8 protein-coding genes are annotated in these 12,635 nt (G+C 62.9%); 3 read left to right on the forward strand and 5 right to left on the reverse strand.

Features of this window, described 5'->3' with window-relative positions; translation table 11 throughout:
* Window positions 1-74 precede the first annotated feature (74 nt).
* Window positions 75-2,336: a TonB-dependent receptor gene (locus O0879_RS02405; RefSeq protein ID WP_289914465.1), complete on the forward strand. Its 2,262-nt coding sequence runs from the start codon at window positions 75-77 to the stop codon at window positions 2,334-2,336.
* Here the strand turns inward: O0879_RS02405 and O0879_RS02410 are convergent.
* Both O0879_RS02410 and O0879_RS02415 read right to left on the reverse strand, forming a co-directional pair.
* A complete protein-coding gene (locus tag O0879_RS02410; RefSeq protein WP_289914466.1) occupies window positions 2,333-3,376 on the reverse strand; it encodes an SMI1/KNR4 family protein in 1,044 nt (347 codons plus the stop codon). The two genes, O0879_RS02405 and O0879_RS02410, sit on opposite strands and share 4 nt — an antisense overlap.
* Complete coding sequence (locus O0879_RS02415) at window positions 3,376-4,350, reverse strand: thymidylate synthase (RefSeq protein ID WP_289914467.1); 975 nt, start codon at window positions 4,348-4,350, stop codon at window positions 3,376-3,378. Before O0879_RS02415 ends, O0879_RS02410 begins: the two co-directional genes overlap by 1 nt.
* Window positions 4,351-4,555: 205 nt before the next feature.
* Here O0879_RS02415 and O0879_RS02420 point away from each other — a divergent pair, with 205 nt between their 5' ends.
* Complete coding sequence (locus O0879_RS02420) at window positions 4,556-7,258, forward strand: EAL domain-containing protein (protein WP_257218989.1); 2,703 nt, start codon at window positions 4,556-4,558, stop codon at window positions 7,256-7,258.
* A gap of 198 nt (window positions 7,259-7,456) precedes the next feature.
* Window positions 7,457-8,899, forward strand: a complete 1,443-nt coding sequence (locus O0879_RS02425) for an OmpP1/FadL family transporter (protein ID WP_289914468.1) — start codon at window positions 7,457-7,459, stop codon at window positions 8,897-8,899.
* A gap of 82 nt (window positions 8,900-8,981) precedes the next feature.
* Here the strand turns inward: O0879_RS02425 and O0879_RS02430 are convergent, their stop codons facing one another.
* The 3 genes from O0879_RS02430 to O0879_RS02440 are packed head-to-tail and all read right to left on the reverse strand — an operon-like array spanning window position 8,982 to window position 12,624.
* Window positions 8,982-10,073, reverse strand: coding sequence for a beta-eliminating lyase-related protein (locus O0879_RS02430; protein WP_289914469.1), 1,092 nt, complete (start codon window positions 10,071-10,073; stop codon window positions 8,982-8,984).
* A 10-nt stretch (window positions 10,074-10,083) separates the two neighbouring features.
* Window positions 10,084-10,758: a leucine efflux protein LeuE gene (gene leuE / locus O0879_RS02435; protein WP_289914470.1), complete on the reverse strand. Its 675-nt coding sequence runs from the start codon at window positions 10,756-10,758 to the stop codon at window positions 10,084-10,086.
* Between the two features lie 12 nt (window positions 10,759-10,770).
* Entirely contained in the window at window positions 10,771-12,624 is a 1,854-nt protein-coding gene (locus O0879_RS02440; protein ID WP_251348417.1) for an ABC transporter transmembrane domain-containing protein, read from the reverse strand.
* Between the last annotated feature and the right edge of the window lie 11 nt (window positions 12,625-12,635).

Consider the following 12,635-nt stretch of genomic DNA (forward strand, 5'->3'; position numbering starts at 1 on the left):
GCATGCTTTGAGAATGTGCTCTCACGCTGCGGCGTAGTGCCTCATCCGTAGCGTCTCGATTATTTTTTAAGCAAATGCATAAAATCCTCTTTCACTGTCTGGCGGGCGGCAGTCTGCTCGTGTCCGGCGCCGCTGTCCAGGCGCAAACCGTCACCGGCGATACCGTCGTCAAGCCCGCACCGGCCAAGGTGCCCGCCGCCGATGCTCCCGCTACCGTCAGCGTGACGGCCGAACGCCCCACGGGCCGCATCGACCGGCAAGTCTACGACGTCAAGTCCGACGTGGGCAGCACCAACGGCACGGCGGCCGATGCCTTGAACAATGTGCCTTCGGTGGCCGTCGACCCCGATGGTTCGGTGTCCTTGCGCGGCAGCAGCAATGTGCAGATATTGATCGATGGCAAACCGTCGGCCATGCTGCAGGGCGATTCACGCGGCGCTACGTTGAATGCCATGGCGGCCGACGATATCGAATCCGTGGAAGTGATCAACAATCCCGGCGCCCAGTTCGGCAACGAAGCCGGTGGCGGCCCGATTTTGAACCTGGTGATGCGGCGTAACCGCAAGCCGGGCGGCTTTGCCACCGTCAACGCGAATGCGGGCATCGCCGGGCGCTACAACAGCTCCGTCTCCGGCACCTACAATGAAGGGCCGTGGGGCTACCAGGGCGGCATCAATGTGCGCCATGACGGCCGCAATTCCGTGGGCGAGGTCAGCCGCGAACGCCTGGACCGCGGCACGGGCGCCTTCGCCCCCAGCAGCCAGAGCTCCACCAACAATGGCTTGAACGATTCGCTGGGCTTGCACGGCACCGTCAATTACAACCTGAACGCGAATGACACCCTGGCCGCCAGCGTGTCGTACAACGGCCGCAGCAACGACCAGCGTTCGCTCGACCGGTATATCAACGGCGACAGCACGGGCAACACCATCGGCGACTATGTGCGCAGCACCGTGCGCAATGGCGACAGCCGTAACTACAGCTGGGGCGGGCGCTATGACCACAAGGGCGAGTTGCCCGGCGAAACCCTGAAAATCGACTTGCGCGTGTCGTCGTCCACCAACGAGAGCGGCAGCGATTACGCGAATGCCTATGCGATCGCGCCCGTCAATGCATTTGACAGCCGCGCACGCCAGCACAGCGAGACGGGCAACCGCATCGTCGATTTCAGCGGCGACTACGAGCGTCCGCTGGCGGGCGGCACGGCCAAGCTGGGCTACAAGGTGGCCGACAACAAGAGCAGTTTCGACACTTTATATACGGACATCAATCCCGCCAGCCTGGCCGAGACCGTCAATCCCATGCGCAGCAACCGTTTCGAGCTCGACGAGCGCACCATCGCGCTGTACGGCTCTTACCAGATGCGCCTGAGCGAACGCTGGGGCGCCCTGGCCGGCTTGCGCGCCGAATACACGGACTTGAACGTACGCCAGATTACCAGTGGCGTTGAGGCTGGCAACAATTACGTCAACTATATTCCCAGCCTGTTCGCTACCTATAAAGTCAGCGACGAGAGCAATTTGCGCTTCAGCTACGCGCACCGCATCCGCCGCCCGAATGCGGGCGATTTGAACCCCTACGTGATCTACCGCGACGAGTTCAATGTCTCGGCCGGCAACCCGAAGCTGAAACCCACGCAGACGGATTCCTTCGAGATCGGCTATGAAACGAAGATCGCGGGCCTGGAAAGCAGCTTGCGCGCCTACCACCGGCGCGACACGGACGCCATCGTCGATTACCGCTATTTTATTAGCGACAATGTGCTGCTGACGACGCGGGAAAACGGCGAAGGCAGCCATTCGAGCGGCCTGGAATTCAGCGTCAGCGGCAAGCTGACGCCATCCCTGACCCTGAACACGAGCGGCAACCTGGCGCGCAGCCAGCAGACGAGTTCCGACGACCTGGGCAACCGCAGCACGCGCACGGCCAACGCACTGAGCGGTCGCGCGCGCCTCAATTACCAGATCAATGCGGATAACCAGCTGCAACTGGCCCTGCAAATGCAGGGCAAGATGTTGTCGGGACAGGGCTACCGCTCGCCGAACAACACGCTGAACCTCAGTTTACGCCACACCGTGACACCGCAATTGAGCCTGGTCATGAATGTGACCGATGTGTTCAGCAGTAACAAGATGGAAACCGTCATCAACAGCGCCTCGCTGCGCGAAACGAGCACGCGCCGCTTTGACGGCCGCATGATTTATGTGGGCTTGTCGTACCGCCTGGGCGGCGCCACGTCGGCGGCGAAGGAGGGCGAACGGGAGCCGCGCTTCGGTCCGCCGGGCGGACGGGGGCCAGGCGGACCCGGCCCCGGACCGGGCGGCGAAGCAGGCTAGGCCGCCCACGCGATTTCGTGCAGGAAGTCGATGAAATCGTCCATATGGAGCTCGAAGCGCCATTCGCCTGCGCCATGTCTGGCGCGGTACACGGGCAAGTCGCCGTCGATGCTTCTTTCTTCCAGGTGCACGCAGTACGGGTCGCCGCCCGCATCGGCAATCACCACGAGCTTCGACTGCCAGCTCGCGATGTTGTGATTATGCACGGCATGGACGGCGTAGCCGTGCTGGGCCTCCACCAGCTCCGCCGCGCCGTACAGATGCAGGCCCTGCGGGAAGCGCTTGCCGTCGACATGCACGCGCAGCGGCGAATAGAATTGCAGGAAATGGCGGTAGATTTCCGGCAAGACCCATTGCGCGTCGATCTCGGCCATGTCCTTGGCGCTGGCCATGGTCAGCCAGTTCGACGGTTGCGCCAGGTCTTGCTCGCGCTGGCGCCGCAGCGCCAGTTTCCGTTCCAGGAAGGCGGCTGCTACTTGCAGGCGCGACCGCGGCTTGGCCAGCGTCTCATGCTTGGCGGGCGCCTTGTAGCCTGCACCGTCAGGGTAGCCGTCCGCTTGCCAGTCCAGCACGGCGCTTAGTCTCAGCTGCTCTGCCTTCCAGTGGCCGGGATCGGACGGCAAGTCCTGGTCAAACGGCTGGCGGCTGAACACGGCCAGGCTCTTGATCGCCTTGGCGCGCACTTCCAGCCTGGTGGCGCCGGACGCTGCCAGCGCCACCAGGGGCGCATACGCGTCCACGCCTATACTTTTCAGCAAGCCATCGACGCCCCAGTACGCCAGTGCGGGCTGCTCCAGTGCCCAGGCGAAAAAGGCCGCATGTTGACTGCCTTCCACCAGATGCACGATATCCGTCATCAAAAAGGTGCGCCAGTGCAGCAGTTGTCCATCGCGCGCATACGCCGTCAAGATGTCGAGCACGGCCAGCCTGTCGTCCGCGGCATGCTTTTTCAGCAGCCGCTCTTTCAGCCTGGCGAACTTGCTGCCATCCGTTTCGTCAAACAGCTTGCGGTGCAGGGCGGCGAGTGCTGTGACCGCCATCAGACGGCCATCGCCGCCTTGATGGGCGCATGGTGTTCATAGCCTTCCAGCGAGAAATCCGACGGTTCGATCTTTTCCAGCCATTCCGGCTCGTACTTGCCCGTCTTCGCGTAGTCGGGCACGCGGTCGGAAATGACGAAACGGGGCGCCGGGAACGGCGTGCGCTTCAATTGTTCTTCCACCATGTCGAGGTGGTTTTCATAGATGTGTGCGTCGCCGATGAAGTAGGTGAACCAGCGCGGCGTGTAGCCCGTCAGGCGCGCCACCAGGTGCAGCAGGGCGGCGCCTTCGGCGATGTTGAACGGCGTGCCCAGGCCGATATCGTTGCTGCGTACATATAAACACAGCGAAATTTCGCGCGTGCTGGCGTTCGGGATGAACTGGTACAGCAAATGGCAGGCGGGCAGGGCGACGGCGTCCAGCACGGCCGGGTTCCAGCCGTGGAACAGGATGCGCCGGCTGCCCGGATTGGTCATGATGGTGTCCAGGCATTCGCGCAACTGGTCGACGGCCTTGTACAGCAGCACTTTTTGCACGCCGTTCTCCACGATGGGGGCGACCAAGGTAAAGCCGTTCGCTTGCGCATCGGCGATCTGTGCGGGCTGGTCGGCGTCGAGCAGCTTATATGCGGGCCATTGGCGCCATTGCACGCCGTAGACGGGGCCCAGGTCATCCTCGCCTTCGCGGTAGGGGTTGGCCAGCCATTGCGCGTTTTCATTGGCGTTCTGGTCCCATACCTTGCAGCCCAGGGCGCGGAACTCGGCCGCGTTGCGCGAGGCGCGCAGGAAGGCGCACAATTCGCCGATCACGGATTTGAAAGCCAGTTTCTTGGTTGTCACGGCAGGGAAGTTGCCGTTGGCCAAGTCGAAACGCATCATGGCGCCCGGCACGCTCAGGGTGCGGATGCCCGTGCGGTTGTCTTGCCAGCTGCCCGTTTCGAGCACGGTCTTGATCAAATCTTGATATTGCTGCATGTATTTCTCCAACGGTAAGGATGGTGATTGTAACGCAGGCGCGACAGGCGGGCCGCGGCCCACGCACATAATTACGCTGCCGTCTTACCTGCAAACATGACTCTGTGGTAATTTGTGTGTCCTTGAAGAAATACATAGAAACGGCAGATGCTGCACCATGTTCTTGCGACAATTTGTAAATAATAATAACGCCGCCGTGGTGGAGATGAGCAGGGCCGATTTTCTCAAGGCTAACCTGCGCCTGATCCTGGCCTGGCCCTTGCTGGGCCTGATCCTGTGCGCGGTGCTGTGGACGGCCACCTTGCTGCAGCTGGAAGCGGAAAAGAAGGTGGCGCAGCAGCAGGCGCTCGACAGCGTGTCTTCCTTGTCGAAAGCATATGGCCAGTATCTGCTGCGCACGCTGGAGCAGATGGACCAGCTGACCTTGCAGCTCAAGTATGAATGGGAAAACTCGCGCGGCCAGCTGCGCCTCGATCAATTGAAGACGCAGGGCATGTATGCCTTGCCGCAATTTGCCATCGTCGCCATCCTCGACCGCAAGGGCCATCCCGTGACGGCCACGGCGCCGCTGCAGCGGCTGCGCGTCAACGAGCGCAGCGATTTCCTGTTGCGCCACTGGCGCAGCAATTCCAGCGCACTGCGCATCGCGCTGGGGAGGGCCAGCGAGGCGGCACCGTCAGCGCCGGGCGCCGGCGAAAGCCTCGTGCACTTCACGCGCCGGCTGGAAGACGAGGATGGCAATTTCGACGGCGTGCTGCTGATTTCCATCCATTCCAGCTATTTTTCCGAATTCTATAACAGTGTCAATTTTGGCAAGTTCGGCATGTCGGCCATGGTGGGCGAAGAGGGCGAGCTGTTCAGCACGCGCCTGGGCTCGCGCGTGCTGCCGACCCAGAGCGGCCAGGGCACGCCGTTTCTCGACACCAGCTTCCTGGAAACGGAGAGCGGCGCCCTGCATTCGGGCGGCAGGATAGCTTTTTCCGACAAGCAAAATCGCTATGTGGGCTGGCAGGCGTTGAAAGCCTATCCGTTTACGGCCGTGGTCGGACTGTCGGACGGTGAAATGCTGCATCCCTACGAGGAAACGCGCACGATTTATCTCGGCATCGCCCTGGCCGTCACCGTGCTGCTGCTGGCCTTTGCCGCCGTCGCCACCGTGCTGTCGCTGCGCCTGGCGTGGCGCCACCACCAGTCCGAAGGCGTGCGCAACGCCTACCGCATGGCCACCGAGGGCACGAGCGACGGCTTTTATATCATCGCCGCCCTGCGCGGCACGGATGGCAGCATTCTCGACTTCGAGATCGTCGATTGCAACGAGCCGGGCGCCGGCTACTTCGGCGTGCGCCGCGAACAGTTGCTGGGCATGCGCCTGCAGTCGCGCGCCCACGAACCGTATTTCCGCGACTTGATCCATAATTACCGGGCCGCCATGGTCTCCGGCTTTTCCGAGGAAGAGATCGAGTTGCCAGAAGGTAACCCCTTCAAGCTGCGCTGGATACGCCGGCGCCTGGTGCGCAGCGGCGACCGCCTGGCCGTCACCCTGCAAGACATCAGCACGGCCAAGGAGCACGAGCGCGACTTGCGCCGCCTGGCCAATGAAGACGGTTTGACGGGCTTGCCCAACCGCTACTGGCTGCAGCAATTCCTGCCCGGCGCCCTGGGCCGCGCCGCCATCGCGCGGCACATGCTGGCGCTGCTGTTCATCGACCTGGACGGCTTCAAGGATATCAACGACACGCAGGGCCACGCGGAGGGCGACAAGGTGCTGCGCGCCGCCTCCTTGCGCTTGAAGGCCGTGCTGCGGCCGGGCGACCACGTGGTGCGCCTGGGCGGCGACGAATTCGTCGTCGTGCTCGACCCGGTGGAGGACGACAGCCGCGCCGAGCAGGTGGCGCAGCGCATCGCCATCGCCTTCGACGAGCCGTTTTACCTGGGCAGCGAACGCCACAAGATGGGCGCCTCGATCGGCATCAGCCTGTATCCGCGCGATGGGGCCGAGACGGAAGTGCTGCTGAAGAACGCCGACATCGCCATGTATGCCGTGAAAGTGGCGGGCAAGGGCCATCACCGCTTCTTCCAGCCGGAATTGTTCGAAACCATCCGCAACCGCCGCGAACTGGAGCAAAGCCTGGTGGCGGCGCTGGAGCAGGATCAGTTCCTCGTCGTCTACCAGCCGAGGGTCGACGCCATGAGCGGGCAGCTGTGCAGCATGGAGGCGCTGGTGCGCTGGCACCATCCGCAGCACGGCATGGTGCCGCCGCTGGAATTCATCCCCGTGGCCGAGAGCAGCGGCCTGATTTCCCAGCTGGGCGAAGTCGTCATCGAAAAGGTGTGCCTGCAGATGGCGCGCTGGCAAGCCAGCGGACTGGAACTGGTGCCAGTCTCCATCAACGTCTCGGCGCGCCAGTTCGGCCGCGGCGACGTGCACCAGGTGCTGGCGTCTGCGCTGACGCGCCACCGCATCGATGCGCGCCTGATCGAGGTGGAAATCACGGAATCGGCCATGATGGATGAACAGAACCGCGCCGTGGAGCAGTTGTCCGCCATCCGCGCGCTGGGCGTGCGCCTGCTGGTCGACGATTTCGGCACCGGCTATTCCTCGCTGTCGCAGCTGCAGAAGTTCGCCATGGATGGCTTGAAGATCGACCGCGCCTTCACCATGGAGCTGGGCCGCTCGGAGCAGGGCGAAGTGTTCGTGCGCGCCATCCTGTCGATGGCGCATGCGCTGGGCATGAGCGTGGTGGCCGAAGGGGTGGAGACGCGCGAGCAGCTCGACATCCTGCGCACCCTGCAATGCAATGAAGTACAGGGCTATTTCATCTCGCGTCCCGTGCCGGCGGAACAGATGCTGTCGCTGATGCATCAGCGCTTTCTGATACCGCTGCCAGCCCCTGCATTGGCACTGTAGAAGGTCGTATGCGCAGGAAAAACAACGCCGTTTCATAAAAAGAGCGAACGTTCGCTTTTTTCTAAAAAATATTATATGCTTCGCTCATGCCGTCAGTGAATTGGAGTTCACGGCGGCAAGAAAAGTGCAAGACGGGGCAGCTGGATATGCCCGCGATAGTGTGCCGAAGACAATTTCATATAATAAAGAGAGACCAACTTGAAACATAAATATCTGCCCCTCCTAATCGTTGCCGCATTCGCCGGCATTTCCTCCACCGCACAAGCATCGGGCTACCGTTTCGGCTCGCAAAGCGTTTCCGCCCAGGGCACGGCCGATGCCAGCGGCGCCGAAGCGGCCGACGCATCGACCATTTTCTACAACCCGGCCGGCCTGTCGCGCCTGGAAGGCACGCAGTTCGTTGGCGGCGGCACCATCGTCGTACCGCATTCGACTTACGAGGATACGGGCTCGAAGCAGTTCTGGAAGGGTAATCGCACGCCATTCACCGCCACCAAGGACTACGCGCCGGACGCCGTGGTCGCGCCTGCGCTGTATGCCAGCAAAAAGATCAATGATCAATGGACGGTCGGTGCCGGCCTGTTCGTGCCGTACGGCGCCAAGCTGGACTATGGCAACGACTGGACCGGCCGTTATGCGATCACCAACATCAAGCTCGAAGCGATCGCCCTGAATCCTTCCGTGTCGTTCAAGCTGGACCAGCATCACTCGTTCGGTTTCGGCGTGACGGCTGAATACATGAAGGCGGAACTGGGCCAGGGCGTGGACGTGCCGGGCACCGTAGCTTTCCTGGGCGAAAAAGCGCCAGCCGCATCGGCTGCCTTCCTCGGCAATATCCTGAAAACGCAAGGCATGGCAGCGTTTATTTCCGCGAAAAATGCGCTGCAAGGCCAGATCAAGGATGGCCACGCGTCGATGGACGGTCATGACTGGGGCTTTGGCTTCAACCTCGGCTATCTGTACCAGCTGAACGAAGGCACGCGTTTCGGTATCGCTTACCGTTCGTCGATTTCGCACAAGCTCAAAGGCAGCACCATCTGGGACTTCTCGCAAGTGACGAGCAATGCCGCCGTGAACGGCTTTATCGCCGCCGCCTCGAACAAGGTCAATTCCAAGGCGCTGGTCGAACTGCGCACGCCGGAAACCCTGTCGGTCAATGCCTTCCACCAGATGGATGACAAGTGGGCTTTGATGGGCGACGTCACCTGGACCCGCACTTCGCGCCTGGAAAACCTGGATATCCAGTTCCCGCCGACGGCCGAAGGCCCGGAACGCATCCGCCAGAACTGGAAAGACACTTACCGTGTTTCGCTGGGTACCAACTACAAGTACAACGAAAACCTGCTGCTGCGCGCCGGTATCGCGCATGACCAGGCGCCAGTGCGCAGCGCGGAACTGCGTCACCCGGCCTTGCCGGACAGCGACCGCATGCAGTACTCGATCGGCGCAAACTGGAAGCTGAACGCGAACTCCTCGCTGGATCTGGCGTACAGCTATATCGACTTCAAGGACGCCAGTGTCAACTACACGAATAACTGCTCGCCGGTGACCGCTGGCTGCACCGGCAACGGTGAAACGACAAAGGGCCTGTTCAAGACCCGCATGCAGTTGATCGGTCTCGCTTATAACTACAAGTTCTAAGCAGGTAGTGGCGGCCAACCCGGCCGCCATGAAAGAAAAAAAGCGCCTTCGGGCGCTTTTTTTTTGGTGTCACGATTGTCAATTAATCCCTGGCGTGCATGGCCTGATCCAGCAGGGTCAAGGCCAGCCGCACGCTGTCGTCCGGCAGGTCCAGCAACTGGTCTCCCACATACCATTCCACCACGCTGTGGCCGGGGAGGGCTGCGTGGCTGGCGCGGCTGAACAGCCAGATGCCGTGGTCGGCGGCCACCTGGTTGCGGATGGCGATAGCCCGTTCGCGCGAGACGGGCAAGTGCAGGTGCAGCATGTTCGCTTGCGGACTGGCGGGGTTGACGGCAATGGCCGGGAAGTCGCGCAGCAGCGCGTACAGCCACTGCGTGCGCGCAAAATACCGCGGCATGGCGGCGAGGCGCGCATCGAACTGCATGGCGGCGGCCACCACCCAGGGCGTGCGGTGCACGATATTGCCGCCCTGGCGGCGGAACCATTCGCGCGCCCGTTCGACGAACGGCCGGCTGCCGGCCAGCATGGCGCCACCGAGTCCGCCGATGCCTTTGTACAGCGATACATACACGGAATCGAAACCTGCGCAGATGGCGGGCAGGGACTGGCCAAAACCCGCTTGCGCTTCCCACAGGCGCGCGCCATCCATGTGCAGGTGAATATTGTGCTCGCGGCAGTGCTGCTTGATCTGGCTCAAGTCTTCCCAGGAAGGGCACTGGCCGCCGATTTCGCGCATCGGCAGTTCCAGCTGTGCGGCGCCCAGATGATCGGGCACGGCGCGCAAGTCGTCCACCGTCCACGGACGGTGCGGGTCGCCGATCATCAAACCCTTGAAATGATCGAGCAATTCATGGTTGCCCCGCTCGTGGCGCAGGATGTGCGAGGTGGGATGCAGCGCCACCAGGCGCGAGCCGCGGTCCTGGCACGCCAGGCGCAGGGCCGTGACCTGCGTCATGGTGCCCGTGATGCAGAACACGGCCGCCTCGAAACCGAGCAGGCTGGCGATCTTGTTCTCGAACTGTTCGATCAGCGCGCCTTCGCCATAGGTATCGTGCGCCACATCGTTGGCGTCGCACCAGGCGGCCATGGCGGCGAAGGTGGCGCTTGGGGCGGGCTGGCGGTGGCCCGGCAGGACGGTGTGGCAGCGCTGGCGCAGTTCGAGTTCGGTCACGGTGGTTTCCTTACAGGGTGGCCGTGGCCAGTTTCGCGCCGAAGCCGATGAACATGGCGCCCACGCCGCCGCCCATGCCGGCCGACAGGCGGCGACGGCGGCGGAAGGTCTCGGCCAGGCGCGCGCCGACAAAAATGATGGCCGTCAGGTAGGTAAAGCTGATCACCTGGCAGATCAGGCCCAGGCCGATGAAGGACAGCACGGGATTCGGGAAGGCCGGGTCGACGAACTGGATGAAGAAGGAAATGAAGAACAAAATGGCCTTCGGGTTCATCAAGCTGATGATCAGCGCCTTGCGGAACGGGTCGCTTTCCTTGGCGGGGGCAGGGACGGCCGCCGCTTCGCCTTCGGTGGCGCCTGGTGCGCGCAGCTTGCGCCAGCAGCCAATCAGCATCTGCAGGCCGATCCAGCCCAGGTAGGCCGCGCCGATGTATTTCACCACATAGAACAGGGCCGGGCTGGCTTTCAGCAGGGAGGCCACGCCGCAGGCCGACAGCACCATCAGTATCAGGTCGCCGGCAAAGATGCCGAAGGCGCCCTGGTAGGCGGGACGCACGCCGCGCTGGGCGGCGACCGACAGCACATACATGGAATTGGGACCAGGCAGGATGACGATGAAGATGGTCCCCAATAAAAAGGTCCAGAAATCGGTGATGCCCAGGTTGGCGTGGAAAAGTGCGTTCATGGCTGTTTTTGCTTAGTTGATCTGTACGTTGTGAAATTGCAGTGCGGCAAGGTTCGCATAGATGCCTTTCATTGCGACCAGCGACGCATGCGTGCCCGTCTCGACGATCTTGCCGTCTTCCATGACGATGATGCGGTCGGCGCGCTGCACGGTGGCCAGGCGGTGGGCGATGATGACCGTGGTGCGGCCTACCATGGCCGCTTCCAGCGCCTTTTGCACCAGGCGTTCCGATTCCGCGTCCAGCGCGCTGGTGGCTTCATCGAGCAGCAGCAGCGGCGGGTTTTTCAGCAGGGCGCGGGCGATGGCGATGCGCTGGCGCTGGCCGCCGGACAGGCGCACGCCTCGTTCGCCGAGGAAGGATTTGTAGCCGTTCGGCAGGCGCTCGATGAATTCGTGGGCGGCCGCCATCTTCGCGGCCGCGATCACTTCCTCGTCGCTGGCGCCGGCGCGGCCGTAGCGGATGTTTTCCATGGCATCGGCCGAGAAAATCACGGTATCCTGCGGCACGATGCCGATGGCGTCGCGCAGGGTGTGCAAGTCCAGCTGCTTGATATCGACGCCATCGAGGCGGATGCTGCCGCTTTGCGGGTCATAGAAGCGCAGGAACAGCTGGAACAGGGTGGTCTTGCCGGCGCCGGAAGGGCCGACGACGGCCACCGTTTCGCCGGCGCGGATGTCGAGGCTGACGTGGTCCAGCGCGTGGGTGTCCGGGCGCGACGGGTAGGAGAACATGACATTGTCCAATGTCAAGGCGGCGCCGGTGGCGGCGCGCGCGGGCAGCGGCAGCGGCGTGGCCGGCGAGGCGATTTCCGATTTGACGGCCATCAGTTCCAGCAGGCGCTCGGTGGCGCCGGCGGCGCGCTGCGCTTCGCCCATGACTTCGGACAGGGCGCCGATGGCGCCGGCCACGATGGAGGCGTACAGGATGAACTGGCCCAGGTCGCCGCCCGTCATCGAGCCTTCCAGCACGGCGCGCGCGCCCAGCCACAGCACGAAGACGATGGTGCCGAACACCAGCAGGATGGCGATCATGGTCAAGAGGGCGCGGGCGCGGATGCGGCGCATGGCCGTCATGAAAGCGCCTTCGACGGAGTCGCCGAAGCGTTTCGATTCGATTTTCTCGTGCGTGAACGCTTGCACGGTGGGCATGGCGTTGAGGATTTCGCCGGCCATGGCCGACGCGTCGGCGATGCGGTCCTGCGAGTCGCGCGACAGCTTGCGCACCTTGCGGCCAAACACGATGATGGGCACGACGACGAGGATCAAGAGGCCGATGATGATGCCCGCCAGCTTGGCGCTGGTGACGAACAGCATCACCAGGCCGCCCAGGAACAGCAGCACATTGCGCAGCGCCATCGAGATGCTGGTGCCGACGACGGCCTGTATCAGGGTCGTGTCGGTGGTGATGCGCGACAGGACTTCGCCCGTCTGCGTGGTTTCAAAGAATTCGGGGCTTTGCGTGACGACGTGGCGGTACACGGCGCTGCGGATATCGGCCGTGACGCGCTCGCCCAGCCACGACACCGTGTAAAAGCGCGCGGCCGTGGCCAGCGCCAGGATGGACGCCACGCCGAACAGGGCGAGGAAGACCAGGTCGACGTGCTGGATGCTCTTCGAGCCGGCCGCGCCGCCGAAACCGAGGTCGATCATCTGCTTGAAGGCGGCGGGAATGGCCAGGGTGGAGGCGGCGGCCACCACCAGCGCGATACCGGCCAGGAAGAACTGCTTGCGGTACGGCGTCAAAAAGGGCATCAAGCCCTTGAAGGCGGCCAGGCTGCCTTTTTTCAGTTCGCGGCTGGTGCCGGTGTCGGGAGTCGATGCGGTGCTTGCTGTACTGGTACTGCCTGTTTCTGTGCTGGTTGTCATTGTTTTTCGCT

Origin of the sequence: Janthinobacterium sp. SUN120, from assembly GCF_030397735.1 — a bacterium.
Lineage (GTDB): Bacteria > Pseudomonadota > Gammaproteobacteria > Burkholderiales > Burkholderiaceae_D > Janthinobacterium > Janthinobacterium kumbetense.

Coding starts and splice junctions, on each gene's coding strand:
- O0879_RS02405 (WP_289914465.1), top strand. CDS start 75: ATGCATAAAATCCTCTTTCACTGTCTGGCGGGCGGCAGTCTGCTCGTG.
- O0879_RS02410 (WP_289914466.1), bottom strand. CDS start 3,376: ATGGCGGTCACAGCACTCGCCGCCCTGCACCGCAAGCTGTTTGACGAA.
- O0879_RS02415 (WP_289914467.1), bottom strand. CDS start 4,350: ATGCAGCAATATCAAGATTTGATCAAGACCGTGCTCGAAACGGGCAGC.
- O0879_RS02420 (WP_257218989.1), top strand. CDS start 4,556: ATGAGCAGGGCCGATTTTCTCAAGGCTAACCTGCGCCTGATCCTGGCC.
- leuE (WP_289914470.1), bottom strand. CDS start 10,758: ATGAACGCACTTTTCCACGCCAACCTGGGCATCACCGATTTCTGGACC.
- O0879_RS02440 (WP_251348417.1), bottom strand. CDS start 12,624: ATGACAACCAGCACAGAAACAGGCAGTACCAGTACAGCAAGCACCGCA.